General features: G+C 72.0%; 22 protein-coding genes. 11 read left to right on the top strand and 11 right to left on the bottom strand.

Features of this window, described 5'->3' with window-relative positions; genetic code table 11:
* Positions 1-6 precede the first annotated feature (6 nt).
* Genes SSP29_RS35725 through SSP29_RS35715 form a run of 3 tightly spaced genes read left to right on the top strand, consistent with a single transcriptional unit; the run spans position 7 to position 5,575 of the window.
* Positions 7-1,710: a class I mannose-6-phosphate isomerase gene (locus SSP29_RS35725; RefSeq protein WP_089105030.1), complete on the top strand. Its 1,704-nt coding sequence runs from the start codon at positions 7-9 to the stop codon at positions 1,708-1,710.
* Positions 1,707-2,672 (top strand): ROK family protein, encoded by a 966-nt coding sequence (locus SSP29_RS35720; protein ID WP_089105029.1) that lies wholly within the window; start codon positions 1,707-1,709, stop codon positions 2,670-2,672. Before SSP29_RS35725 ends, SSP29_RS35720 begins: the two co-directional genes overlap by 4 nt.
* Before the next feature lie 32 nt (positions 2,673-2,704).
* A complete protein-coding gene (locus SSP29_RS35715; protein WP_150135546.1) occupies positions 2,705-5,575 on the top strand; it encodes a glycosyl hydrolase family 95 catalytic domain-containing protein in 2,871 nt (956 codons plus the stop codon).
* A 64-nt stretch (positions 5,576-5,639) separates the two neighbouring features.
* On the opposite strand, the gene SSP29_RS35710 is transcribed toward SSP29_RS35715, so the two are convergent.
* Positions 5,640-7,103, bottom strand: a complete 1,464-nt coding sequence (locus tag SSP29_RS35710; protein WP_089105027.1) for an aldehyde dehydrogenase family protein — start codon at positions 7,101-7,103, stop codon at positions 5,640-5,642.
* 238 nt (positions 7,104-7,341) lie between these two features.
* On the opposite strand from SSP29_RS35710, the gene SSP29_RS35705 reads away from it, so the two are divergent.
* The 3 genes from SSP29_RS35705 to SSP29_RS35695 all read left to right on the top strand — a co-directional run bounded on the left by SSP29_RS35705 (position 7,342) and on the right by SSP29_RS35695 (position 11,410).
* Positions 7,342-8,544: a PucR family transcriptional regulator gene (locus SSP29_RS35705; protein WP_150135544.1), complete on the top strand. Its 1,203-nt coding sequence runs from the start codon at positions 7,342-7,344 to the stop codon at positions 8,542-8,544.
* A gap of 91 nt (positions 8,545-8,635) precedes the next feature.
* Positions 8,636-9,634: a ketol-acid reductoisomerase gene (ilvC, locus tag SSP29_RS35700; RefSeq protein WP_089105026.1), complete on the top strand. Its 999-nt coding sequence runs from the start codon at positions 8,636-8,638 to the stop codon at positions 9,632-9,634.
* Positions 9,635-9,790: 156 nt separating this feature from the next.
* The gene (locus tag SSP29_RS35695; RefSeq protein ID WP_167450067.1) at positions 9,791-11,410 is read left to right on the top strand and encodes an MFS transporter; all 1,620 of its coding nucleotides are present in this window, start codon (positions 9,791-9,793) and stop codon (positions 11,408-11,410) included.
* A gap of 63 nt (positions 11,411-11,473) precedes the next feature.
* Here the strand turns inward: SSP29_RS35695 and SSP29_RS35690 are convergent, their stop codons facing one another.
* On the bottom strand, positions 11,474-12,967 hold the full coding sequence (locus tag SSP29_RS35690; RefSeq protein ID WP_245883424.1) for a purple acid phosphatase family protein: 1,494 nt from the start codon (positions 12,965-12,967) through the stop codon (positions 11,474-11,476).
* A gap of 376 nt (positions 12,968-13,343) precedes the next feature.
* Here SSP29_RS35690 and SSP29_RS35685 point away from each other — a divergent pair, with 376 nt between their 5' ends.
* Both SSP29_RS35685 and SSP29_RS35680 read left to right on the top strand, forming a co-directional pair.
* A complete protein-coding gene (locus tag SSP29_RS35685; protein WP_089105023.1) occupies positions 13,344-14,240 on the top strand; it encodes an RNA polymerase sigma-70 factor in 897 nt (298 codons plus the stop codon).
* Positions 14,241-14,342: 102 nt separating this feature from the next.
* The gene (locus tag SSP29_RS35680) at positions 14,343-15,089 is read left to right on the top strand and encodes an SDR family oxidoreductase (protein WP_089105022.1); all 747 of its coding nucleotides are present in this window, start codon (positions 14,343-14,345) and stop codon (positions 15,087-15,089) included.
* 54 nt (positions 15,090-15,143) lie between these two features.
* Here the strand turns inward: SSP29_RS35680 and SSP29_RS35675 are convergent, their stop codons facing one another.
* On the bottom strand, positions 15,144-15,485 hold the full coding sequence (locus SSP29_RS35675) for a hypothetical protein (protein WP_089105021.1): 342 nt from the start codon (positions 15,483-15,485) through the stop codon (positions 15,144-15,146).
* Positions 15,486-15,941: 456 nt separating this feature from the next.
* Between SSP29_RS35675 and SSP29_RS35670 the strand changes: the two genes are divergently transcribed.
* The 3 genes from SSP29_RS35670 (at position 15,942) to SSP29_RS35660 (ending at position 19,452) form a co-directional block, all read left to right on the top strand.
* The gene (locus SSP29_RS35670) at positions 15,942-17,732 is read left to right on the top strand and encodes a CocE/NonD family hydrolase (RefSeq protein ID WP_089105020.1); all 1,791 of its coding nucleotides are present in this window, start codon (positions 15,942-15,944) and stop codon (positions 17,730-17,732) included.
* 157 nt (positions 17,733-17,889) lie between these two features.
* The gene (locus tag SSP29_RS35665) at positions 17,890-18,714 is read left to right on the top strand and encodes a DUF1684 domain-containing protein (RefSeq protein WP_089105019.1); all 825 of its coding nucleotides are present in this window, start codon (positions 17,890-17,892) and stop codon (positions 18,712-18,714) included.
* A gap of 51 nt (positions 18,715-18,765) precedes the next feature.
* Positions 18,766-19,452 (top strand): TetR/AcrR family transcriptional regulator, encoded by a 687-nt coding sequence (locus tag SSP29_RS35660; protein WP_089105018.1) that lies wholly within the window; start codon positions 18,766-18,768, stop codon positions 19,450-19,452.
* Here SSP29_RS35660 and SSP29_RS35655 read toward each other — a convergent pair.
* From SSP29_RS35655 to SSP29_RS35620, 8 genes are all read right to left on the bottom strand, one after another.
* Positions 19,449-20,153 carry a DinB family protein gene (locus SSP29_RS35655; protein ID WP_089105017.1) on the bottom strand — a complete coding sequence of 235 codons (705 nt, stop codon included), beginning with the start codon at positions 20,151-20,153 and terminating at the stop codon, positions 19,449-19,451. The two genes, SSP29_RS35660 and SSP29_RS35655, sit on opposite strands and share 4 nt — an antisense overlap.
* Positions 20,154-20,281: 128 nt before the next feature.
* Entirely contained in the window at positions 20,282-21,394 is a 1,113-nt protein-coding gene (gene paaE, locus SSP29_RS35650; protein ID WP_089105016.1) for a 1,2-phenylacetyl-CoA epoxidase subunit PaaE, read from the bottom strand.
* Positions 21,394-21,909 carry a 1,2-phenylacetyl-CoA epoxidase subunit PaaD gene (gene paaD, locus SSP29_RS35645; protein ID WP_089105015.1) on the bottom strand — a complete coding sequence of 172 codons (516 nt, stop codon included), beginning with the start codon at positions 21,907-21,909 and terminating at the stop codon, positions 21,394-21,396. The genes paaE and paaD overlap by 1 nt, the downstream gene beginning before the upstream one ends.
* Positions 21,903-22,733 carry a 1,2-phenylacetyl-CoA epoxidase subunit PaaC gene (paaC, locus tag SSP29_RS35640; protein ID WP_089105014.1) on the bottom strand — a complete coding sequence of 277 codons (831 nt, stop codon included), beginning with the start codon at positions 22,731-22,733 and terminating at the stop codon, positions 21,903-21,905. Before paaC ends, paaD begins: the two co-directional genes overlap by 7 nt.
* Positions 22,734-22,742: 9 nt before the next feature.
* Entirely contained in the window at positions 22,743-23,033 is a 291-nt protein-coding gene (paaB, locus tag SSP29_RS35635; protein WP_089105013.1) for a 1,2-phenylacetyl-CoA epoxidase subunit PaaB, read from the bottom strand.
* Positions 23,030-24,001 carry a 1,2-phenylacetyl-CoA epoxidase subunit PaaA gene (gene paaA, locus SSP29_RS35630; RefSeq protein WP_089105075.1) on the bottom strand — a complete coding sequence of 324 codons (972 nt, stop codon included), beginning with the start codon at positions 23,999-24,001 and terminating at the stop codon, positions 23,030-23,032. Before paaA ends, paaB begins: the two co-directional genes overlap by 4 nt.
* 159 nt (positions 24,002-24,160) lie before the next feature.
* A complete protein-coding gene (locus SSP29_RS35625) occupies positions 24,161-25,012 on the bottom strand; it encodes a 3-hydroxyacyl-CoA dehydrogenase family protein (protein WP_089105012.1) in 852 nt (283 codons plus the stop codon).
* Positions 25,009-25,818 (bottom strand): enoyl-CoA hydratase/isomerase family protein, encoded by an 810-nt coding sequence (locus SSP29_RS35620; RefSeq protein WP_089105011.1) that lies wholly within the window; start codon positions 25,816-25,818, stop codon positions 25,009-25,011. Before SSP29_RS35620 ends, SSP29_RS35625 begins: the two co-directional genes overlap by 4 nt.
* Position 25,819 lies beyond the last annotated feature (1 nt).

The raw sequence follows: 25,819 nt of genomic DNA, 5'->3' as shown, positions 1-25,819 counted from the left end.
ATCGCCATGTCTGCAGTCCGTGGCTACGAAGCCGAACCCTGCCACCGCATCACCGGGGAGGTCGGCACCGGATACCGCGACGCGCTCGCCGGATTCGCTCCCGGGCCGGTCCTCGCCGTGGACGGCCCGGTGGCCGTCGACTGGGAGACGGTCGCCGCCGGGATCAGCGAGGCGCTGGCCGCCCGCGGTGTCGCGGTGAAGCAGATCGACATGCGGGAGCACTTCGCGCCCTGGCCGGACATCCTCGCCCGCACCGGGTCCGCCGTACTGGAGGACGACCCGGACTTCGCTCCGTTGTCCCGGGCGGGCCTCGCCGACTTCTTCACCGGGCTGCCTGAGCCCGGGGCCGCCGCCGACGCGGTCACCGTCGTCGTGGGGCCGGGGGCGGCGCTGGTGCCGCACGACCGGCTCTGGTACGCCGACCTGCCCAAGCGGTACGCCGAGGCCGGGATCACCGGTGGGAGCGGCCGCAATCTGGGGCAGCCGGCCGGTACCGGGGCGGGTACGACACGCCGGCTGTTCTACATCGACTGGCCCGTCCTGGACCGGCATCGCGACACCCTCCTCGCCGGCGTCGACCTGTGGCTGGACGTCCAGGACCCGCAGGCTCCGGCCTGGCTGGACGGCACCGCCCTGCGCGACGCCCTGGCCGGCCTGGCCCGCCGGCCCTTCCGTACCCGCCCCACCTTCAACACCACCTCGTGGGGCGGGCACTGGGCCCAGGAACGGCTCGGCTTCAACCGGGAGGCGGCCAACACCGCGCTGGGCTACGAGCTCATCGCGCCGGAGAGCGGAATCCTCGTCGGCAGGCCGGACGGACCGCGGGTCGAGGTCCCGCTGCAGGCGCTGGTCGCGCTGCACCCCGAGGAGGTCCTCGGGGGACCCGTGCACGCGATGTTCGGCACCTCGTTCCCGATCCGATTCGACTATCTCGACACCGTCGGCGGCGGCAACCTGTCCGTGCACTGCCATCCGCAGTCCGACTACATGCGGCGGGTGTTCGGCTGGCCGTACACCCAGCACGAGACCTACTACATGATGCTTGGCGGAGCCGACAGCCAGGTGTTCCTGGGGCTGCGCGAGGGCGCCGACCTCGCGGCCTTCCGGCGGGAGGCGGACCGGGCGGTCCACGAGGGTGTGCCGTTCGACATCGAGCGCTATGTGCAGACCTTCCCCGCCGACCGGCACCAGCTCTTCCTCATCCCGGGCGGCACCCCGCACGGCAGCGGGGCGGGCAATGTCGTCCTGGAGATCAGCGCGACGCCGTACCTGTACAGCCTTCGCTTCTACGACTGGCTGCGCAGGGACGGCGCGGGCAGGCAGCGGCCGGTCCATGTGGGCCACGCCTTCGAGAACCTCGATCCCGCCCGGTCCGGGGAGGCCGTGGTCAGGGACCTGGTCCAGGAACCCCGGACGCTGCGCTCGGGCGAGGGCTGGCGCGAGGACGTCATTGGGCGTCTTCCGGAGATGTTCTTCGAGGTGCGGCGCCTCGAACTGGCTCCGGACGCCGTCGTGGACGACGACACGGAGCACCGCTTCCATGTCGTCAACGTCGTGGCGGGCGACGGGATCCTGCTGGAGACGAGCGGCGGGGACCGTCGGGTGCTGGCCTACGCCGAGACCCTGACCGTGCCCGCCGCGGCCGGCGCCTACCGGGTGCGGGCCCTCGGCGCGGGGCCGGTGCGGTACGTCAAGGCGCTGGTGCGATGAGCCCCGGCGACGCGACCGTCGTACCGGTGCTGGAGGTCGGCGGCACCCATGTGACCGCGGCGAGCGTGGACGTCGCAGGCCGCGCCCTGCGGGAGGACCGGTTGTTCCGGGAGGCGGTGGACGGTGACGGCAGTGCCGAGGACTTCGTGTCGGCCCTGGTCCGCTGCGCCGCCCGGCTGTCCGTGCGGGGCCCGGCCCGGTGGGCGGTGGCGCTGCCAGGTCCCTTCGACTACGCGCGGGGCGTCGGCCGGTACGAGGGGGTCGGCAAGTTCGACGCCCTGCGCGGGTTCGATCTCCGGGCCGCGCTGACGTCGGCGCTGCCCGGCGCCTCGGGAGTCAGCTTCTGGAACGACGCGGACGCGTTCGCCCTCGGCGAGTGGTGGGCCGGGGCGGCGCGCGGGCACCGGAGTGCCGTCGGGATCACCCTCGGAACCGGGGTGGGCTCCTGCTTCCTGCGCGACGGCCGCATCGTCCGGCACGGGCCCGGGGTCCCGCCGGACGGGCGGCTCCACGCCCTGCGGTACGCGGACGCCCCGCTGGAGGAGACGGTGTCCAGACGTGCCCTGCGCCGGGCCTACGCCCGGTCCACCGGCCAACAGGCTCCGGACGTAAGGGAGATCGCCCGCCGGGCGCGGCAGGGGGACCGTGCCGCGGCCGGTGTGTTCGCCGGGGCGTTCCGTGCGCTGGGCGGCGTGCTCGGGCCGTGTGTCGCGGCCTTCGAACCGACGGTTCTCGTGGTCGGGGGTGCCATCGCGGGGGCCTGGGACCTCGTCGCCGAACCGCTGCGGGCCGGGCTCGCCGAGGCGGGCGGGGTCCGCGACGGGCAGCTCGTCGTCACCGCGGCGCGGCAACCGGCCGGGGCCCCGCTGCTGGGCGCGGCCTACCTGGCCACGACGTACGGCCGGGCGGCCGCACCAGGCCGCTCGGAAACACCCGCTCGGCAAAGGCGGGACACCGGATGAGAAGACCGGACGAGAAGAAAGGTCACACCGCAGTGACATCCTCACTTCGTTACCGGAGACGGGTCGGCACGCTGCTGGCCGCGGCGCTCGTGGCCGTCGGCCTGAGCGCCGTCCAGGGCGGTTCGTCCGCCGCCGCACAGAGCGCCGGTGATCCCACGCCGGCCCAGGCGCTGCGTACCGTGGCGCAGTTCCAGGGCGTGTGGGACTCCCCGCCCACCACGCTGGCGAACGGCGAGACCGTCGACGCCCCGCTGCTGGGCAACGGCGATGTCGGCGTCGCGGTCGGCGGTTCCGTCGACGACCAGACCTTCTACCTCGGCAAGAACGACTTCTTCTCCACCGCCACCAACGGCATCGAGCCGCTGGGCCGGATCGTGCTGTCCGTCCCGGGCCTGGCCGGCTCCGGTTATCGCGTCGTACAGAACATCGCGCAGGCGCAGGTCGAGGGCACCTACACGCTCGGCGACGAGCAGCTCTCGTCCAGGAGCTGGGTCGCGGCGACCCGGAACCTGTTCGTCACCACCCTGCGGCTGTCCGGCTCACGCCCGCAGCAGGCGACCGTCACCGTGCAGGACGGCCACGGGAAGACCCCGGCGACGTCGGGCGAGAACGGGGTACTCGACGCCGACGTGCAGGCCGGCACCACCGACGCGCCGGGCAACCCCCACGCCCGTATCGCGACGAGCGTGCGCGGCACCGCCGCGAGCGTGTCGGGCAACCGGATCAGCCTCACCCTCGAACCTGGCGTCACCTACACCGTCGCCGCGGCGATCCGGAGCAGCCACGACACACCCCGCTACCAATCCGTCGCCCACGCGGCGGCCGCCACGCTGACCGGCGGCTCGCTGGCCAGGCTGTACGCGGACCACGAGTCCTGGTGGCGGGAGTACTGGTCCCGGTCGTTCGTGCAGATCCCCGACCAGGCCGTGGAGAAGAGCTGGTACGGCTCGCTCTATCTGCTGGGCTCGGTCTCCCGCGCCGGGAAGTACGCCCCGGGCCTGTGGGGCAACTGGATCACCGGCGACATGAACTGGTACGGCGACTACCACGCCAACTACAACTACGAAGCGGCGTTCTACCCGGCGCTGTCGACCAACCACGTGGCCCAGATGGGTTCCTACGACGACCCGGTCCTGGACTGGATACCCAGAGGCAGGGCGAAGGCCGCGGCCGCCGGCTACCAGGGCGTGCTCTACCCCGTGGGCATCTCGCCCAACGGCACCAGCGCCGCCGACGACCTGTACAACCAGAAGTCCGACGCCGTGAACTTCGCCAGCGACATGGTCATGAAGTACGAGTACACCCGCAGCGCCTCCTACGCGCGCAAGGTCCTTCCCTACCTCCAGCAGGTCGGGCTGTTCTGGCAGCACTACCTGACCTGGGACGCGGCCACGGGCACGTACATCATCGAGAACGACGCGCCGCAGGAAGGCGGCGTGTACCCGCAGACCAACAGCATCCTCTCGCTCGGCCTTGTGCACCTGCTGTTCCAGGGCCTGATCGACATGAGCCGCGACCTGCACATCAACGACTCACTCGTCCCGGCCTGGCAGCACATCGACAGCAACCTCGCGCCGCTGCCCACGATGTCGCGGAACGGCCAGACCGTCTTCCGGCAGACCTCCGAGGGCTCCGGCTGGGTCAGTGACGGCAACGACGTCGCCGTCCAGGCCGTCTACCCCGGTCTGCAAGTGGGGCTGAACAGTTCGGCCGACCTGCTGCAGACCGCCCGGAACACCGTCGCGCAGCTCAACAACTGGCACAGCGACAACTCCCCGGCCACCCTGTACGCGGCCGCGGCGATGGTCGGCTACAACCCCAGCACGCTGATGGACGAGCTGCACGCCGAGGCCACCGCCCACTCGTACCCGAACATGGCGGTGCACCACTACGGCGGCGGCATCGAGAACCTCAACGTCACCACGTCGGGGCTCGACGAGATGCTCCTCCAGTCCGTGCAGCACGACATCAAGGTCTTCCCGAACTGGCCCACCGACTCGAACGCCAAGTTCGGCGGCCTGCTCGCCTACGGCAACGTCCTGGTCTCCAGCAGCATCCGGGACAACGCCGTCGAGTACGTCCGGCTCACCAGCCGGTCCGGCGGGAACGTCACGGTCACCAACCCGTGGCCCGGCAGGACCGTGGAGTACTACGCGGACGGCGTCCACAAGGGCACCCTCTCGGGCAGCACGATCAAGCTGCACACCACCGTCGGCGAGACCATCGATCTCGCCCCGGCCGGCACCAGCGAGGCCACCGTCCGGCACCAGTTGTCCCAGCCGGCCAAGGCCGCGACGACCACGTCGCTCACCACCGGCTTCGAGACCGGGCAGACCCAGCCGACCTGGACCGACACCGTCGACAACGCCGACACCCACGGCGACGGCAACTACAACATCACCGGCCTGTGCTGCGGCCTCACAGGGCCCCAGGCAGCCGTGCGCACCGGCGAACAGGCCCACACGGGCGACGCCGCGCTGATGTACTCGGGCTACGCCAACGGCGGTTCGTACGACCACGCCTACCTGCAGGTCTACGGCTTCAACGGCGCGCCGCTCACCGTCCGCGGCGACACGACGCTCAGCTACTGGATCTTCCCGCAGTCAAACGCCACCACCCCATGGGTGGACGCCGGTTCCGACAACAGCACCTGCGTCGCCGTCGACCTGGTCTTCACCGACGGCAGTGCCCTGCGGGACTCCGGTGCCACCGACGGGTCCGGCAACGGCATCCATCCGGCCGAGCAGTGCGGGCATCTGACGCCGGACACCTGGAACCACGTGACCGTGGACCTCGGCACGGTCAAGGCGGGGCAGGCGGTCAGCAAGGTGCTCCTCGGCTTCGACCGCTCGGGGGCCACGGGCGGGTACCGCGGCTACGTCGACGACGTGAGCATCGGCTGACTCCGAGGATCCGCGGGGGTGGGCCGGCGGCTGCCGCCGCTCCACCCCCGCGGTGCGTCGGCGGTCAGGCGGTCTCGGGGAGGGCGACGTGGACATAGGTCTTGGTCTCCTGGAACTCGGCGAGGGACAAGGGTCCGCGCAGCCGGCCCAGGCCGCTCTGCTTGAAGCCGCCCTCGGGGAAGCCCTCGTCCAGCACGAACCAGGAGTTGGTCCAGACGGTGCCCGCCCGTACCGCGCGGCCGACCCGCCGGGCGCGGTCGCCGTCGCGGGTGAAGACGGCGGCCGCCAGGCCGAACTCGGTCGCGTTGGCGCGGTGCACCGCCTCGGCCTCGTCGTCGAAGACCTCGAAGGTGGCGACCGGTCCGAAGACCTCCTCCTGGACCAGGGTGGCGTCGAGGTCGGCGATCTCGATCAGGCTGGGTCGGTAGAACGCACCCGCGGCGAGCGGCCCTTCGGTGACCGGTCCGCCGCGCACGACGGCCTTGCCGCCCTGTTCCAGGGACTCCTCGACGAGGGCGTCGACCCGGCACACGGCGTTGCGGTCGACGAGCGGGCCCATCTGGGAGCCTTCGTCGTCCCCGGGACCGACGACGACCGACTCCAGGGCGGCTCCCAGCCGTTCGCGGACCTGGTCGGCGATGGAGCGGTGGACGAGGATGCGGCTGCCGGCCATGCAGAACTGACCGGCGCCCAGGGTGACGCCCAGCGTCAGCAGGGGCAGGGCGTGGTCGAGGTCGGCGTCCGCGAAGAGGATCATGGGGGTCTTGCCGCCCAGCGCCATGTTCATCCGCTTCAGGGTGACCGCGCCGGTGGCGACCACCAGCCGGCCGATGGCGGTGCTGCCGGTGTAGCTGACCGCGTCCACCTCGGACGAGGCGACCAGGAACGGGGACCCGGTGTTGCCGGACTCGGTGAACATGTTGACCACCCCGGCGGGAAGCGAGGGCACCTCGGAGATGATGCGCGCCATCAGCGCGTTGGTCTGTGCCGTCTGCCCCGGCAGCTTCACCGCCACGGCGTTGCCCGCGGCCAGGGCGGGGCCGAGCGAACGCAGGAACAGCGCGATCGGCGACTCCCACGGCACGATGATCGCCACGACGCCCAGGGGCTCGCGCAGGCTGCTGAACCAGATGTGCCGGTCGGTCTGCGCGAACGATCCCGTGTCGGTGGTCAGGTCGGCGATCGCGTATCTCAGCGCGCCGGTCGCGAAACGTGCCTCCAGCCGGGACTCGCGGAGCAGTTTGCCGTTCTCCGCGGTGAGGGTCCGGGCCAGTTCCTCGGCATGGGTGTCGAAGGCGGCCGCCAGCTCGGTGAGCACCGTGCGGCGCAGGTCCCGGTCCGTGGACCAGGCGGTCGAGTCGAAGGCGCGGCGGGCCGCGGCCACGGCCGCCACCGCTTCCGCGCGCCCGCCGTCCGCGTACTCCCCCACGACCTCGCCGTCGGCCGGATTGACCGACTCGGAGACGGCGGCCGAGTCCCGCCACTGCCCGTCTATCCAGTGCCGGGCCGTCCCGTCGTTGCCGTACATCGCGTCACTACCTCCACAGCACCGGGCTTCACACCGAGTTGTGTGCCCCTCCCGGCGAGAGACTAGGAGCCACATACTTGCTTTGTAAAGCAAATCTTGAGGGTGCGGTGGGAATCCACTGTGCGGGCAGGACAAGCCTGTTGCGGGGCACATCGACAGCCGGACGTGCGGCCGATCATCCTGGGGACAGCGCCCCGGCGACCGGCCGGGGCCGGAGCGGCAGGACTGAGGTGTGAAGGTGACGGACGGACCCGCCGACGGTCTCGCCAAGCTCGTGGCCGGTCTCCTGGAGCGGGCGGACGAACTCGGCGACGCCATGGCCGAGCGCATCCGGTCCGAGGCCAGCGACCACGGCGGGAACTGCGTTCCGCTGGCTGAACTGCGCGAGTCGTGCCGCGTGGAGCTGCGCAACGTGCTGCGGGCGCTCGCCGGGCAGGCCCCGCTCGACCCCTCGCTCGGCGCCGACACGGGACGCAGACGCGCCCGGCAGAACGTGCCGGAGACCACGCTGATCGCGAGCTACCGCGTGGGCATCAGGTTCATCTGGGAGCTGCTGATCGCGGAGGCGGCCGAGACCGGACTGGTCGACCACGAAGGCCTGGTCACCGCGGTGTCCTCGATCTGGGCCGTGCAGGACCGGTTGATCGAGGAGACCATCGCCGGGCACCGCGAGGCCACGACCGAACTGCTCCGCAACGCCGAGCAGGAGCGCTCCGCGCTGCTCGAAGCCCTCCTCACCAACCGCAGCCTCGACGCCGGCACGCTGCTGGCCGCCATCGACGTGCTGCGCATGCCGCGCTACGGCCGCTTCGCGGTGGTGGCGGCGGAGGTGTCGTCGTTCGGCCGCCACCCGCTGGCGAGGACCGAACAGGCCCTGCGCAGAAGCGGTATCCACTCGGTCTGGCATCTGCGTCCGGACACCCACGTCGGCATCGTCCAGCTCGGCACGGACCGGCAGTACGACCAGCTCGTCGAGGTGCTGGAGGGCGAGGCGGTCAGCAGGACCGGCGTCAGCCCGCCGTACGAGGACCTGTACGACACCGGCACCAGCCTCTGGTACGCGAAGACCGCCATGCAGGGCGGACGCGCGGGCGGCTGCGCCGTCACCGTGTTCGACGACTGCCTGGTGGCGGTCGCCGCCGCGGCCGCGCCGGAGATCAGCCGGCGCCTGGCCCGCAACGTCTTCGGCCCGCTCGACACCCTCCAGCAGGCCGAACGGGACGTCCTGCTCGACACCCTGGAGACCTGGCTGGCCTGCGGCGGCTCGACCGAGGAGACCGCCCGCCGCATGTACTGCCACCCCAACACCGTGCGCCAGCGCTTCCGCCGGATCACCGAGTACACCGGCCGTTCGACCTCCGAGCCGCACGGGATCGCCGAACTCTGCATCGCGCTCTACGCGCTCAGGCAGAACCCGCGGCGCACGACAGAGACCCCGTAGCCGCGACCGCCCGCGCGACCGCGGGCGCGGCGCACCTTCGTCACCTCTCACCCCCGCTCCCACTTCCACTCCCAGGAAAGGCGTGTCCGCCATGGCCGAAATGTTCTACGACGACGATGCGGACCTGTCCGTCATCCGGGGCCGGAAGGTCGCGGTGATCGGATACGGCAGCCAGGGGCACGCCCACGCGCTGTCCCTGCGGGACTCCGGTGCGGACGTCCGCGTCGGGCTGCGGGAGGGCTCCGCCTCGCGGGCGCGGGCCAAGGCGCGGGGCCTGCGGGTGCTCACCCCGGAGCGGGCCGCCGCCGAGGCGGACGTCGTCATGATGCTCGTGCCGGACCCGGTCCAGGCCGACGTCTACACCGCGGCGGTGGAGCCCCGGCTCCGGCCCGGCGACGCGCTGTTCTTCGCCCACGGGTTCAACGTCAGCTTCGGGTTCATCGATCCGCCGGCGGACGTGGACGTGGTGATGGTGGCGCCGAAGGGGCCGGGACAGCTGGTGCGCCGCCAGTACGAGGCGGGCCTGGGCGTGCCGTGCCTGGTGGCCGTCGACCACGACGCCACCGGGGGCGCGCTGGCGCTCGGCCTGTCCTACGCCAAGGCCATCGGCGGCACCCGGGCCGGGGTCGTCCGGAGCACCTTCACCGAGGAGGCGGAGACGGACCTGTTCGGCGAGCAGGCCGTACTGGCGGGCGGGACCAGCGCGTTGGTGAAGGCCGGGTTCGAGACGCTGGTGAACGCCGGGTACCAGCCGGAGGTCGCGTATTTCGAATGCCTGCACGAACTCAAGCTGATCGTCGACCTCATGTACGAGGGCGGTCTGGAGAAGATGCGCCGGTCCGTCTCCGAGACCGCCGAGTGGGGCGACTACGTCACCGGGCCGCGCATCGTCACGGACGCGGTGAAGGCCGAGATGCGGGAGATCCTCGCGGAGATCCAGGACGGGTCCTTCGCGGCCGCGTGGATGACCGAGTACCGGGCGGGCCTGCCCCGGTACCACGAATACCGGAAGGCCGACGGCGAGCATCTGCTGGAGACCACCGGCCGTGAGCTGCGCAAGCTCATGAGCCGGGTGGACCAGAGCCGCTGAGCCCCCGGCCCGGTGTCACCGGGCCGAAGCACCCCTGTCCGACCCGGCTCCCGCGGACCGGCGCCGCGCGTCCCCGTGCGCGCACCGCTTCGCGCGATGACGCCTGCCCGCGTCCCGGGCCCACCGAGCGGAAGAAACGGAAGACACCAGACCACCATGTCCGACTCTCCCCCCACCTGGAACGTCCAGCGCTGGACCCTCGCCGTGGTGTGCACGGCGACGTTCATGCTCCTCCTCGACCTCACCGTCGTCTTCGTGGCCCTCAGCAGCATCCAGGCGGACTTCCACTCCGGCCTGGGCTCCCTGCAATGGGTCGTCGACGCCTATACCGTGCCGCTCGCCGGGCTGCTGCTCACCGCGGGCACCCTGGGCGACCGCATCGGCCGGCGCCGGGTCTTCCTCACCGGGATGACCCTGTTCACCGCCGGCTCGCTCGGCTGCGCGCTCGCCTGGTCGTCCCTCTCCCTCGACATCACCCGTGCCGCACAGGGTGCGGGCGGCGCCCTGCTGTTCGGGGTGGCGCTGCCGCTGCTCGGCGAGGCCTTCCCGCAGGCCCGGGAACGGGCCGGTGCGATAGGGGCGTTCGGCGCCACCATGGCCGCCGCCACCGCGGTGGGCCCGCTCGTCGGCGGCTATCTCGTGCAGGGACCGGGCTGGCGCTGGATCTTCCTGGTCAACGTGCCGATCGGGCTGGCGACGCTGGCCGCGGGACGGCTGCGGCTGCGCGAGTCCCGCTCCGCCGCCGTCCGCGGCACCGACGCGCCGGGGGCCGTGCTGCTCACCGCGGGCCTGTTCGCGCTGCTGCTGGCCGTCATCCGCGGGAACGACGAGGGGTGGGCCTCGGCGCCGATCCTCGCGCTCTTCGCGACGGCGGCGATCCTGCTGACGGCGCTGCTCGTCCGGGAGTCGCGGACGGCCGAACCCATGCTGGACCTGCGGCTGTTCACGCGTCCGTCCTTCCTGGGGGTCGCGGTCGCCGTGTTCGCCATGATGGCCACGCTGGTCGCGGCCATGAACTACGCGGCGCTCTACGTCGCCAACACGCTGGGCTACGGTCCCTCGGCCACAGGTCTGCGTTTCCTGCCGCTCACCGTCGCCTCCTTCGTCGCCGCGCCGGTGACCGCCGCCCTCGCCGACCGGGTGCCGCCGCGGCTGACCATCGGCGGGAGTCTCGCGCTGACGGCGGCCGGGCTGGCGCTGACCGCCCGGCTCGACGGCGGCTCCGGGTGGACCGCGCTGGTCGCCGGGTTCGTCGTCGCCGGCGTCGGCCTCGGCGCGGGGAGCGCCGCCACCTCCAACGCGGCGCTGTCCCTGGCCGAGCCCTCGCGCACCGGCATGGCGACCGGAACGGTGAACACCATGCGCCAGATCGGCCTGGCCACCGGCGTCGCCGTGCTCGGCTCCGTCTTCCAGCGGCGGGTCACCGACGCCATGAGCGACCGGCTCGCCGCCACCGGGCTGCCGCACGACACGATCGCGGCGCTGTCCGAGGCGGTCGGCTCCGGTGCGGGTGCCCGTGCCGCGGCCGGGGTCCCCGGGCCGCTGCGGCCCGCCGTCACCGAGGCGGCCCGGGTGGCCACCGCCTCCGGGCTCGACGACATCCTGCGCATCGGGGCGGTCGCCGCGGGCGTCTGCGCGGTGGTCGCGCTCCTGACGATCCGGCGGGAGACGCCGGTACCGGAGGCCGTCGTGGTGACGGCACCGGCACGGCCCGGCGGTGCGGCGGAGGCGGCAGACGTCACGGACGGGTTCGAGGGCGTCGTACGCGAGCCCTGAACCGGAACGTGGCGCGGGCCCGGGCGGTCGCCGCCCGGCCCGCGTTCCGCTCTGGTCGCGCGATCAGCCGGCGTGGCCGTCGGAGCGCTTGCGGTGCAGGCTGAAGGTCTCGAAGACCGACAGTTCGCCGTTCGGCTTGTTCACGTTGTAGTACGTGACGTGCATCCGGGTGGTGTCACCGGCGTGCCGGCCGGGGTCGACGGTGAACGCCGCGAACCCGTAGGGGTGTTCGACGTCCCGGACGCCCACCCACACCGCCTTCTCCTGCACGTAGGTGGAGGTGCGCTTGCCGTTCGACCCGGCGGTCGACGACACGGCGGTGATCACCTTGCCCGTGCCGTCGTTGAAGAACTTCTGGTTCGTGGTGCCCGAGACACCGCCGCCGCCGAGGATCATGTGCACGGTGCCCAGGTTGGCGTCGATGTCGTCGGTGGCCTGGGAGACCGGGTTGGGCGTCAGGGTCTCGCTGCCGTTGACGACGCCGCGCACGGCCAGCGAACGCTCGTAGTTGTGCTCGTGACCGCAGAGCACCAGGTCGACGCCGTACCGGTCGAACAGCGGGCCGTACTTCTCGCGCAGGCCGAGGTCCGCGCCGTTGGCGTCCGAGGAGCTGACCATGACCTGGTGCATGGCCACGACCACCCAGTCGACGTCCTTCGAGGAGCGGGCCGCATTCAGTTCCTTCTCAAGGAAGGCGAGCTGGCGGCCGCCCGAGTAGCCGCTGATGTAGACGTCGCCGCCGTCCTGGAGGCAGTTGTCGTCGTTCTGCAGCACGATGACCCGCACCGAGCCCGCCGTGAACGCATACCACAGGTTGGCGAGTTCGGCGTCGGTCTCGGTGGAGGGCAGCGAGAAGTACGTCTGGAAGGCGCCGAGGCCGAGCGGGCCGTTGGCCTTCTCGATCTCGTGGTTGCCGGCCGCCGGCATCCAGGGGCGGAAGCGCGCCGAACGGGTGTTGTTGGTGAAGAAGTTGTTCCAGGTGCGTACCCGGTCGACGTCCAGGTTGGCATAGCAGAGGTCGCCGTTGAGCAGGTGGAACAGCGGGGCGACCTGCTCGATGCCGGTGACGATGTCCTTCGTCGCGGGAGTGGAGTTGGCGTCCAGGCCGACGCTGCCGTCGGCCGCCCAGGTGACCTGCGTGGCGGACTGGTCGCCGAAGCTGGTGAAGGTGACCGGCCGGCGGCCCTGCGGAGCCGTGCGGAACGTACCGCTGTCGGGGGTCGCCCCCTCGTGCGTGGCGAGGTACAGGTAGTCCGTGTCCGGGGTGAGCCCCTTGAGCAGGGCGTGGTGGACGTAGACGGTGCGGTTCGAGGTGCCGTCGACGTAGGTGACGGTCTGGGCCTTCTTGCTGGAGCCGAAGCCGTGCTCCAGGGTGCCGTAGCGCACGACGGGCTTGGTCACCGGACGGTCCGTGATCCAGGACACCGTCATCTGGGTGCGGGGGTCGGCCCCGAAGGTCAGGTGCAGGCCCTGGACGGGGGGCGCGCCGGAGGAGTCCGCGGTGATGTGGAAGGCCGGAGCGGCGAGCGGTGCGGCCTGTGCCGTACCCGCCCCCAGCAGGCCGGTGGCGGCGGCGCCCGCCCCCGCGGTCCCGAGCAGCCCCAGCGCGTGACGACGGCTGAGTCCCTCCTGGCCCCCCGCGGATCTGTCCTCTGTCGACTCTGTGTGTGGTCATGACGCCCTCCCGACGTGCACCTGAGCAGACAACGACCGCACCCTGGCCCAGCCCAACTGCTGCCACATGAACGCCACATGACCACACGGCCATCACACGTCAGGCATCAGGCCGGCAAGACCGACCCATGCCCGTGCCTTTACCGGAATCCGCCCCGCCCTTGACCTCCGGGGGCCGGCGACACCCCGGCGGCCGTGCGCCGGACGGGGCGGGGCGGGGCCGACTTGTAGCATGCTGGTCCGACCCTGGAGGACATCGATGCACGCCGGTGACCACGCCGACTCCCTTGACCGGGCGACGAAGGAGTTCGTCGCGGCACGTCCGCAGCTCTTCGGCATCGCCTATCGCGTGATCGGCAGCGCGGCGGAGGCCGAGGACATCGTCCAGGAGGCGTGGGTGCGGTGGCAGAACACCGACCGTGCCGGCGTCCGGGAGCCGGCCGCCTTCCTGGCCACGGTGACCGCCCGGCTGGCGATCAACTTCACGCAGTCGGCCCGGGTGCGCCGGGAGTCGTACGTCGGCCCCTGGCTGCCCGAGCCCGTCGACACGAGCGCGGATCCGCAGCTGGGCGCGGAGCGCGCGGAGGCGCTCGACATGGCGGTCCTGTTCCTGCTGGAGAAGCTGAACCCGGTGGAGCGGGCCGCGTACGTGCTGCGGGAGGCGTTCGACTACACGTACCGGCGGATCGCGGACATCGTGGAGACGAGTGAGGCCAATGCCCGCCAGCTGGTGAGCCGGGCCCGCAAGCGGCTGTCGGCGGAGCGCCGGGAGCCGGTCGGCTCCGCCGAGCACCGGCGTTTTCTCGAGGTGTTTCTCGCCGCCGCGCAGAACGGCGACCTGCCGGTGCTGGAGGAGGTGCTCACCGAGGACGTGGTCAGCTACGCCGACGGTGGCGGAATCCGCGGGGCGTCGAAGATCCCGGTGCTCGGGCGGCCGCACGTCTCCCGGTACCTCGTCGCCTTCGCCCCGCGCTTCTGGCCGCAGGCTCAGGTGCGCTGGGTCGAGGCCAACGGCAGGCCGGCCGTCCTGGTCTCGGCCTCGGGGACCGCGGTGGCCCTGCTCTCCGCCGACGTGTCGGCGCGCGGCATCGAACGCCTCATGTGGGTGATGAACCCCGCCAAGCTGGCTCCCTACGTGGCGTCGCTGGACGGGTGAGGCTCCCGTCCTCCCGGCTTCTCGGGCCGCGTGTCACACGCGAGGAGGCTGCCCGGTCTCTTCAAGTGGAAGCACCAGAGAGATCCCGAGAGGAATTCCGTCATGAAGGTCGTAGTGATCGGTGGCACCGGGCTCATCGGCTCGAAGCTGGTCCGCAGGCTCGGCGAGCAGGGGCACGAGGCGGTGGTCGCCTCGCCGAGCACCGGCGTCGACACCCTCACCGGCGAGGGGCTGGCCGAGGTCCTGGAGGGCGCCCCGGTGGTGGTCGACGTGTCCAACTCCCCGTCGTTCGACGACCAGGCCGTCATGGACTTCTTCCGCGCCTCCACGGCGAACCTCCTCAAGGCGGAGGCCGAGGCGGGTGTGGGGCACCATGTGGCGCTGTCCGTGGTGGGCACCGACCGGCTCCAGGGGAGCGGGTACTTCCGGGCCAAGCAGGTCCAGGAAGAGCTGATCAAGGCGTCCGGCACTGCCTGGTCCATCGTCCACGCGACGCAGTTCTTCGAGTTCGCGAAGGGGCTCGCCGACGGGGTCACCGAGGGCGACACCGTGCGCCTGCCCGCCGGCCGGATCCGGCCCATCGTCTCCGACGACGTGGCCGCGGCCGTGGCACGCGCCGCGGTCGGCGCCCCGGTGAACGGCGTGGTCGAGGTGGCCGGCCCGGAGGTGTTCGAGCTGGAGGAGTTCATCCGCATGGGGCTCGCCGCCCAGAACGACTCCCGCAAGATCGTCACGGATCCGCGGGCGACGTACTGGGGTGCCGAGCTCCAGGAGGACACACTCCTGCCGGGCCCGGACGCGCACCTCGGCGAGGTCCGGTTCGCCGACTGGCTCGCCCGGCAGCGGTAGGCCGCGCAGGGGTCCGGCGCGCACGCCGGGCCCCTTTCCTTTGCGCTCCCCTGCCTACGACGCGCCGACCAGCACCACGGTGACGCAGATCGCCATCGCCGCGGTGATCAGGAGCATGGCGGTCAGCGTTCCGCGCAGCCAGTGCCCGAAGCGGGCCCGATGCCGCCGTTCCACCGCGCTGACGCTGGCGGCGATGTGCTCGGTCACCATGTGGGCCACGTAGGTCTGTTCCTGGAGATACCAGCGCTCGATGTCCGACTTCTGCTCCCGCGTCAGCCCCGGTTCGCGTGCGACGAAGTCCGAGACGCGTCGGCGTGCCGCTCGCAGATGGGCCTGCTGGTACAGGAAGTCCTGGATGTCGGTCAGGCCGCGGGCGGCCTCCTCGCTCGTGTCCATGGTGTGCTCCGCAGGTGAGGCGGCGGCTGTCCGGCCGGTCGCTGTGGTGCTCGGGCGCGGTGTACGCGCATCAGCGCCGGGAGGGAGAGCAGCGCGCACGAACGTATCGAGCCGGGACTGGTCGGGCCGGCGGTCTCGCGAACGCCGTGGCGGGAGCTGGAGCAAACGGTGCGAAAGACCAGCGTGGCAAGTTCCGCACGCAGCCGCAAGGGTGTCGGCACGGCGTGATCCCGCGCGCCGTCGCCACCTGCCTCCACCGGCTGGACAGAGCCACCTCAAGACGGAGAGAGTATCTCCACTTAGGCCCCGGCGGAAGCCTCCGGAGGGCCGCACTTCTCCCCGCTCTGCGGACCTTGACAGTCCCCGCGCGCACTTCTCAGGCTACCGACCATTCGGTCGATGACTCATGGCCATGGTGCAGCTCAGACGGAGATCCCCCCATCACAAGGAACCCGTATGACGAAGAGCAAGGCCCGTTACAGGTTGGGCTCGTCCCGCACCGTCTCGGTGCTGACGGGCAGTTCGGCCGCGCTGGTGCTGGTGGCGGCAGGACAGACGGCGACCGCGACCGCACAGCCCCTCGCATGGCAGCCGCCCGCGGCCTCGTACGCGGTGAGCCAACCCGTGCACACCACGGTGACCATGGACGACGGTGTGCGCATCGCCGTCGAGATCGTCTACCCGACGGACCCGGGCACCGGGGAGCGCGCGTCCGGCACGTTCCCGGTGCTGCTGACCCAGAACCCGTACGGCACACAGCGCTCCGACCCGGCGGACAACGGCGCCTACTTCGTCCGGCGCGGCTACGTCTACGTGGCCTCGGCGGTCCGCGGCACGGGGGACTCCGGCGGACAGGTCGACTGGTTCGGTGACCGGCAGGGCGAGGACGGCGCCGCGCTGGTCGACTGGGCGGCCCACACCCTGCCGGGGTCCGACGGCAAGGTGGGACTGGAGGGCTGCTCCTATCTCGGGGTGAACCAGTGGTTCACGGCGGCGGCCGTGGGCAAGGACTCCCCGCTCAAGGCCATCGCGCCGTTCTGCACCGACTCCGACTTCTACAACGACCTGACGGCCGACGGCGGCATCCCCACCTCCTTCGTGGCCGGCATCGGCCGGGCCGAGCCCCGCGGTCCCGAGGACGATCCGGCCACCGACCCGCAGTCCGTGACCGTCGCCCAGCAGGCCGCCGGCGGCTCACGCGCGTACGACGACGCCTACTGGCAGGACCGGAACGTCCAGAAGCTCATGCCGCGGATCGTGCGCAACGGCATTCCGGCGCTCAGCGAGGCCGGGTGGCAGGACCTGTTCCCCGGCGGGAATCTCGGCGCCTACGCGGCCGCCCAGAACGCCTGCTTCGGCCGGCCGTCGACCGCTCCGATCAGGGCGGGCGAACCCGTCACCGGCCGGTACCAGGCGATCGTCGGCCCCTGGACCCACGGCGAGCACGCCGACGAGGCGACGCTGCAGGCCATCCGGCTGGAGTGGTTCGAGACCTGGCTCAAGGACGCGCCGACCGGCATGGCCGACACGTCGACGCCCCTGCACCTCTTCGAGAACGGCGCCGGCTCCTGGACCGACAGCGCCGCCTGGCCGCTGTCACCGCGGGCCCGGACCTACTACCTCGGCGACGGGTCCCTCACGGCGGCCAGGCCGGCGGGGCAAGGGGACGACCGGCTCGCCTGGGCCGTGTCCAGCACCTCGGACGACACCCTGACCTACACCACCGCCCCGCTCACCGAGGCGGCGCTGCTCGACGGTCCGGCCGACGTCACCGTCTACGCCGAGGCGACCACGCCCGAGACCGAACTGTCGGCGACGCTGAGCATCGTCGCGCCGGACGGAACGGTGACCAAACAGGCCGACGGCGTGCTGCTGGGCAGCCGGCGCGCCGTGGACACCGAGCAGAGCTGGTACGGCGCGAACGGGACGCTGCTCAAGCCCGTCCACCCCTTCACCCAGGCCTCGCAACAGCCCGTGACCCCCGGCAGGACGACCCGGTACGACATCTCCCTCCTGCCCAGCCTCACGAGGATCCCGGCCGGCTACCGCATCCGCGTCTCCCTCACCAGCGGGCCGCCGGCCGACTTCCACTACCCGGTCTCCCCCACCCCACGGCAACTGGCCGACCTCGCCGGCGGCGTGTACACGGTCGAGCGCTCGGCGGACGCCGCGTCGTTCGTGAACCTGCCCCTGACGTCCCCCGGCACGGCACACCCGAGCGACAGCTCCTGGGGGCCCGCGTCCTGAACGACCGGGCGGTGGCCCGGGTCCCGGCGCCGGGACCCGGGCCACCGTGTCACATGACTGACAAGAAGCTGTCATACGTGGACCGGAATGCGGGTTCGTCCGCCCCCGTTCTGACTGGCACGGCAGTTGAAGAGCCGAGCCCGACGAAGGAGGACGCATGACGACTGAGGCCACCACGACGGATCCCCAGGTCTTCACCGCGAGCTGGCAGGACTGGCACCGCGCCCAGGAGGACCGCATCTCCGCCCCGCACGGGTTCCTGGCCATCACCGGTCTGCACTGGCTCGACGACCGGCCGCAGCGCTTCCCCGACGCTCCCGGCGCCTGGCACACCGGCCCCGACGGCGTCGTCGTCACCCTGGACGACGGGGAGGAACTGGTCGTCGACGGAACGCCGGTGCGGGGCGAACACCGCTTCGGCGTGCTTGCCGAGCGCAGCGGCGTCGACGCGGTCTGGGGCGACGCCGTCATCGAGGTCGCCAAGCGCGGCGGCAACGACATCGTGCGCCCCCGGCACCCGGACGCTCCGCTGCGCACCGCCTTCACCGGCACACCCGCCTACGCTCCCGACCCGCGCTGGGCCGTGACCGGCCGGTACGTCCCCTTCGACGAACCTCGGCCGACCACCGTGGGCGCCGCGGTGGAGGGCCTTGAGCACGTGTACGACGCCCCGGGCCGGGTCGAGTTCGAGCTGGAGGGGCGGCAGCTGTCCCTGACGGCGTTCCCGGGGCGCGGTCCCGGCGGGCTGACGGTGCTGTTCACCGACGCGACCTCCGGGGTCACCACCTACGCCGCCAACCGGGTCCTCACCGTCGGGCCGCCCGCCGCCGACGGCACGGTGGTCCTGGACTTCAACCGCGCAGCGAACCTGCCGTGCGCCTACACGGACCTGGCCACCTGCCCGCTGCCGCCGGCCGAGAACCGGCTGCCGGTGGCGGTCGAGGCCGGTCAGAAGATCCCGCGCGAGCGCGGCGGTTCCTGACCCGGGCGGCAGCCCTTCGGCATGCATGATCCACAGGGCTACGATGTGCCCATGGCCGAGGGTTCCCAGGAGAGCACGTCGAAGGACGGCGAACGTCCCCTGCGGCGCGACGCCGCCCGCAACCGGGAACGGATCCTGCTGGCGGCGCGGGAGGTCTTCGGCCGGCGCGGACTGGGGGTGACCCTGGACGACGTCGCCAAGCACGCCGGAGTCGGCGTGGGCACGATGTATCGCCGCTTCCCCACCAAGGAAGCCCTGGTACGGGCCGTGTTCGAGCAGGACCTCGCGATGCGGCAGGAGTCCGCGGAGCAGGCCCTCGCCCATCCCGATCCCTGGCAGGGGCTCGTCGACTTCCTCATGACGATGGCGGCCGATCTCGCCGAGAACCGCGGCCTGCACGAGGTCATCATGCTGGGGAGCCACAGTTCCGAGCCCATGGAGACGGCCCGCGGAGGCATGCTCCCGTTCTTGGAGGCGCTGATCCACCGGGCCCAGGACAGCGGGCAGCTGCGGCCGGAGGTGACCGCCTCCGACATCCCCGTGATCCAGCAGATGCTCAGCGCCGCCGCCCAGTTCACCCAGGGCCGGCGGCCCGACATCTGGCGCCGCTACATCGAGATCCTCCTGAACGGCCTGCGGCAGCGTCCCGACGACCCTCCCCTGACGACACCCAGCCTGAGCAACGAACTGGTGGAGCAGGTGATGGGCCTGGTACGGCCCGCACCTTCGAAGGACTAGGTACAGGAGGGGCGGCGGGCCTGCCACAGGTCGCGGAGCAGGGCGATCTCGGCCATGTGGTGGATGAATTCGAGGTTGGTGCCGCACAGTACGTCGACGAAGGGGTCGTCGGGGTCGGAGCCGTACGGGTACTGGGAGAAGCCGACGGTGTCGAGCTGCTCGTCGGTGACGGTGGCGACGCTGTCACGCCAGCGGTCCACCTCCGCCCAGAACCGGTCGAGGGCCAGGGTGGCGCTGGGGGTGAAGTCGACCATCTGCCGCGGATCCCGGCGGCGTTCGCCGAAGGTCCACTCCCATCCGCCCGCGAAGCCCGAGTGCAGATGTCCCAGCCGCCAGGCGATCGTCGTCACCGCGGTCCGGTCGGGCTCCGGCGGGCCCGTGTGGTCGAGGATCTCCTCGACCCGTTCGACGCTCACGCTCCAGTCGTCGGCGATCTTGGCGACGGTCATGCCGGCGGCCGCCTGCCGGGCGACCTCGGCGTACTCGCCGGCCGGGATGTCCGGGGCGCCCAGGTCGAGCACCCAGTCACCGGGACCGTACGCTCTGGGCGTCGTCGCCTCGCCGCGCGGCCGGATCGACCAGCAGCCCGGTACCGGTTCCCACAGGTACTCCTCGTCGCCGAGGCCCGTCAGACGTACCTGTGCCCTCTCCCTGGCCCAGTCGAACTGGTCGAGCAGCAAGTCCAGTCGGCCGGTCCCCATGCCTGGCTCCCCTCGCGGTCACCCGTCCCGTCCCGTCACGCGTCAGGCGGAGGGTAACGACTCCCCGCGGGATGCGCGACGGAATTCCGGGGCCGTCGGAGGAGGCCGTGGACGGAGAGCGTGGGCCGTCAGCTGTCGTAGTCGACCGTCAACGACTCGGAGACCGGGTAGGACTGGCAGGTCAGGACGTAGCCGGCGTCCACCTCGGCGGGTTCCAGGGCGTAGTTGCGGCGCATGTCGGCCTCGCCGTCCGTGATGCGGGCCCGGCACGTCCCGCACACGCCGCCCTTGCAGGCGAACGGCAGGTCCGGGCGGATGCGGGCGGCGGAGTCGAGGATGGTGCGCCCGCGCGGGAGCCGTGCGGTGGTGGAGCGGCCGTCCAGGGTGACGGTGACCTCGCTGGCCGGACCGGTCGCCACCGCCTCCTCGTGCCGGACGGGCTCGATCGGCTCGTCGGCGAAGAAGAGCTCCTGGTGGATCCGGTGGGCGGGGACGCCCAGTTCCGCGAGCACCTTCTGCGCGTCGAGGACCATGCCGTGCGGGCCGCACAGCCACCAGTGGCCGGCGCCCTCGATGTCGACCAGGCCGTCGATGAGCGCGCCCAGGCGGTCGCCGTCGAGGCGGCCGGAGAGGAGCTCGGCCTCGCGGGGCTCGCGCGAGAGGACGTGGGCGAGGTGGAAGCGGGTGCGGTACTCGTCCTTCAGGTCGGCCAGTTCGTCGGCGAACATCACGGTGTCGGTGCGGCGGTTGCCGTAGAACAGCGTCACCTTCGAGCGGTCGTCGGCGGCGAGGACCGACTCGGCGATGGACATCATGGGGGTGATGCCCGAGCCGGCCGCGATGAGCACGTGGTGGCCGGGGACCGTGAGGTCGGGGGTGAAGGCTCCGGTGGGGGCCATCACCTGGACGGTGTCGCCCGGCCGTACCTCGTGGACCAGCCAGGAGGAGAAGAGTCCGCCGGGCACTTCGCGGACGCCGATGCGGGGCGGGGCGCCGGCCGGCGAGCAGATCGAGTAGGAGCGCCGCTCGTCGCGCCCGTCGACCTCGCGGCGGAGGGTGAGCGACTGGCCTGGGCCGAAGGCGAACTCCTCCGTCAGGGCGGCGGGGATGTCGAAGGTGACCGCCACCGCGTCCTCGCACAGCGGCTGGACGGCGGCGACGCGCAGGGGATGGAAGGCAGGGCGGCGCCGGCGGGCTGTCGTCGCGGGGGCACCGGCGGTCGGTGCCGTCAGCTCTGCCATCAGATCTCCTTGACGTACTCGAACGGCTCCTGGCAGCTGAGGCACCGCCACAGTGCCTTGCAGGAGGTGGCCGCGAACCGGGAGGTCTCCTCGGTGGCGGCCGATCCGCAGCGGGGGCACAGAACCGTGCGCCGGGTCGGCGACAGATCCAGCGGGACGGGACCCGCGGGGCGCCGCGGGGCCCTGTTGGGCGGTGCGATGCCGTGCTCGGCGAGTTTGCGGCGGCCTTCGGGGGTGATCCAGTCACTGGTCCACGGCGGGTCGAGGACCGTGCGGATCGCCACGCGCCCGAAGCCGGCGTCCCGCAGGCGGGCGGCGACCCCGGCCCGCATCTCGGCCATGGCGGGGCAGCCCGAGTAGGTCGGGGTGAGGTCGGCGACCACCGTGCCGTCCGGCTCGACGGTGACGTCCCGCAGCACTCCGAGGTCCGCGAGGGTGAGCATGGGAAGTTCCGGGTCGGGCACCTGTTCGGCGATGTGCCGGGCTCGCCGGACGTCGGTCAGGACGGTCACCATGTCGCCTCCGGGTGGGCGCGGGCCACGCTCTGCAACTCGGCGAGGAGCGGGGCCAGGTGGTCGGTGTGCCCGCCGCCGCGGCCCTGGCCGGGGAGCGGCGGGACAGCCGGCATGGGGAGCCCGGCCGCGTCGAGGACCTGGCGGAGATCCGCCAGCACCGCCTCGCGCACGTCGTGGGCGGCGAACAGTTCCTCCCAGTACGGTGCCTGCGCTTCCAGGGCCGTCAGCATCCGGGCGTGCGACTCCGCCGTGCCGTCGCCCAGGCGTACGACCCACTCGGCGGCGTACTGCCGGTGGTAGGCGAGCTCCTTGACGCCCTTGGCCGCGATCGCCGCGAGCACCGGGTCGGGCGCGGAGGCCAGTTCGGTGAAGTGGGCGAGCCGCCAGCTGGCGAACACCAGGAGCCGCAGCACGGAGAAGGCGAAGTCGCCGTTGGGGAGTTCGGCGAGGCGTACGTTGCGGAAGTCGGCGGCGTCGCGGAAGTAGGCGTAGGCGTCCTCGGTGCGGCCGGTGCCGTCGGTCTGGCCGGCGCGGGAGTAGAGCAGGCGGGCCTGACCGAGCAGGTCGAGTCCGATGTTGGCCAGTGCCACCTCCTCCTCCAGCTCGGGGGCGCGGGTGACCCATTCGGCGAGCCGCTGGGCCAGCACCAGGGCGTCGTCGCCGAGCGCCAGGCAGTCCGCGGCCAGTGCGGCGGCGTCGAGGCCCTCGGGCACGGCGGTGTCGACGCCGTACAGCGGGTCCTCGAAGCCGGTGCCGAACGCCCAGCGCGCGTCGCTGTCGTCGTGGCCCTCGGCCAGGCTCAGGTAGACGTGGTCGTCGCTCATCACCGGCTCCTAGATGTGCGGGACATCGTCGGGGATGTCGTAGAAGGTCGGGTGCCGGTAGACCTTGTCGGCGCTGGGGGCGAAGAAGGGGTCCTTCTCGTCCCGGGTGGAGGCGGCGATGTACTCGGAGCGCACGGCCCAGATGCTGACGCCCTCGTTGCGTCGGGTGTACAGGTCGCGGGCGTGGGTGAGGGCCATCTGGTCGTCCGCCGCGTGCAGCGAGCCGACGTGGACGTGGTTCAGGCCGCGCTTGCCGCGGATGAAGATCTCGTACAGGGGCCAGTTCTCGGAGTCGCTCATGCCACTGCCTCCTCGCGGGCTCGGGCGGCCTGCTTGGCGGCGTGGGCACTGGCGGCCGCACGCACCCAGGCACCTTCCTCGTGGGCGGCCCGCCGGCGCTCGATCCGCTCCGTGTTGCACGGGCCGTTGCCGCTGATGACTTCCTTCAGCTCGCTGAAGTCGGGGGTGCCGAAGTCGTGGTGGCCGCGCTCCTCGTTCCAGCGCAGTTCGGGGTCGGGCAGGGTCACGCCGAGCTTGGCGGCCTGCGGCACGGTCATGTCGACGAAGCGGCGGCGCAGTTCGTCGTTGCTGTGCCGCTTGATCTTCCAGGCCATCGACTGGGCGGAGTTGGGCGAGTCGTCGTCGGGCGGGCCGAACATCATCAGGGAGGGCCACCACCAGCGGTCCACCGCGTCCTGCACCATCTCCCGCTGGGCGTCGGTGCCGCGCATCATGGTCATCAGCAGTTCGTAGCCCTGCCGCTGGTGGAAGGACTCCTCCTTGCAGATCCGCACCATCGCGCGGGCGTAGGGGCCGTACGAGCTGCGGCACAGCGGCACCTGGTTGCAGATGGCCGCGCCGTCGACGAACCAGCCGATGACACCGACGTCCGCGTAGCTGAGCGTCGGGTAGTTGAAGATCGACGAGTACTTCTGGCGGCCTTCCAGGAGGCGCTCGGTGAGCTCCGCGCGGTCGATGCCGAGGGTCTCGGCAGCCGAGTACAGGTACAGGCCGTGGCCGGCCTCGTCCTGGACCTTGGCGAACAGGATCGCCTTGCGGCGCAGCGAGGGCGCCCTGGTGATCCACTCGCCCTCCGGCTGCATGCCGATGATCTCCGAGTGCGCGTGCTGGGCGATCTGCCGGATCAGCGTCCTGCGGTAGCCCTCCGGCATCCAGTCGCGCGGCTCGATCCGCTGGTCACGCGAGATCGTCGCCTCGAAACGGGACTCCAGATCGTGCTCGGCGTCCCTTCCGGCCGCTTCAGTCATCTCCACCAACTCCCAACCGACCATTCGTTCGGTTCATCATAAGGTGCGCCCTCCCCGGTCTGGCAAGGGTCTGCGCCGATCAGTGCGGTGAGCAGCACGGCTGCCGGGTACCGAAGGGGTGCACCGCAGGGGGCACCGCGCCGCACCGGCCCGCCGCGGTCACCATGTGTAGAAACCCTGCCCCGTCTTGTGTCCGAGTTCGCCGCGGGCCACCTTGTCGCGCAGCAGCTGCGGCGGTGCGAAACGGTCGCCGAGGGTCGTGTGCAGGTACTCGGCGATGGCGAGCCGTACGTCGAGTCCGACCAGGTCGGTCAGGCGCAGCGGGCCCATGGGGTGCTTGTAGCCGAGCCGCATGGCGTCGTCGATGGCCTCGGGCCCGGCGACCCCCTCCTCGACCATGCGGATCGCCTCCAGCCCCAGAGCCAGGCCGAGGCGGCTGCTGGCGAAGCCGGGCGAGTCCTTGACGACCACGTCCTGCTTGCCCAGCGCCCTGGTCCATTCCAGGGCGGCCTCGACGGTGCGCGGGGCGGTGCCGGGGGCGACGACGATCTCGACGAGCGCGGAGGCGGGCACCGGGTTGAAGAAGTGCATCCCGAGGAAGCGCTCCGGGCGCCGCAGGACGGCGGCCAGGTCGGTCACCGACAGGGAACTGGTGTTGGTGGCCAGCACGGTGGTGTCGCCCACGGCCTCCTCGGCGGCCTTCAGGAGCCGGGCCTTGAGCGCCGCGTCCTCGGGTACGGCCTCCACGACCAGCTCGGCCTCCGGCGGCAGGGCCGCCACCGTGGGTACGACGGTCACCCGGCCGGCCACCAGCCCCGCGGCCTCGGCCAGATGTCCCCGCTCCGCGGCCCGCCGCAGGCTGCCGCCGATCCGCTCCAGCGCCGCGGCGGCGGCCTCCGCCCCGCTCTCCACCACGGTGACGGCCGAGCCGGCGGTGGCGAAGGACTGGGCGATCCCCGCGCCCATGCGGCCGCCGCCGATGACCGCGACGGTCCTGGGTGCCGACGTCATGCGCGGTTCCTCTCCTGTTCCGGGTTCTCCGACGTGTCCTTGCTCTGCGACGCCCTCTCGGACGTGTTCTTGGACCTGTTCTTCTCCAGGAAACGCGTCATGCGGTCCCTCTTGTCCTGGCCCTCGAAGAGCACGGCCTGTGCCAGGTCGTCGGCGACGGGGTGGGCGCCGGGCGAGTCGACGACGAGCTTCGTCAGCCGCAGGGCCGTGGCCGAGGACCGTGCCATCCGGTCGAGCAGCGCGTGGGCCGCCGCCGGCAGCTCCTCGGCGGGGACGACGTCGATGACCAGGCCCGCGGCGAGCGCGGCCGGGGCGTCGAGATTGCGGCCGGCGAGCAGGATCTGCTTGGCGACCGACTCCCCGACCAGTTCCGGCAGCCGCCAGCAGGCGCCGGCCGCCGCGAGGATGCCGAGACCGGGCTCGGGGTTGCCGAAGACCGCACCGGGCCCGGCGATCCGCAGGTCACAGGCGTAGGCCAGCTCGGCCCCGCCGCCCAGGGCCCAACCCTCGACGGCGGCCAGGGTGGGCATGGGCAGCCGCCGGACGCGTTCGAACAACCGGCTGTTGATGCCCTGCAGCGCCTGGTCCCGGCCGCGCTCCAGCAGTTCGGCGATGTCGGCGCCGCCCGCGAAGACCCCGCCGTGGCCGGTCAGGAGCAGCAGCTTGGGATCCCGCTCGAGCCGCTCGCAGACCTGGTGCAGTTCGCTGATCATCCGGCCGCTGATGGCGTTGCGGGCCTCGGGCCGGTGCAGGGTGACGACGACCCGGTCGGCGCGCTCCTCGACCAGCAGGGTGTCGTACGACATG

Source organism: Streptomyces hyaluromycini (assembly GCF_002217755.1).
In the GTDB taxonomy this organism is placed as follows: domain Bacteria; phylum Actinomycetota; class Actinomycetes; order Streptomycetales; family Streptomycetaceae; genus Streptomyces; species Streptomyces hyaluromycini.
This window is presented reverse-complemented; position numbering and strand designations above follow the sequence as displayed.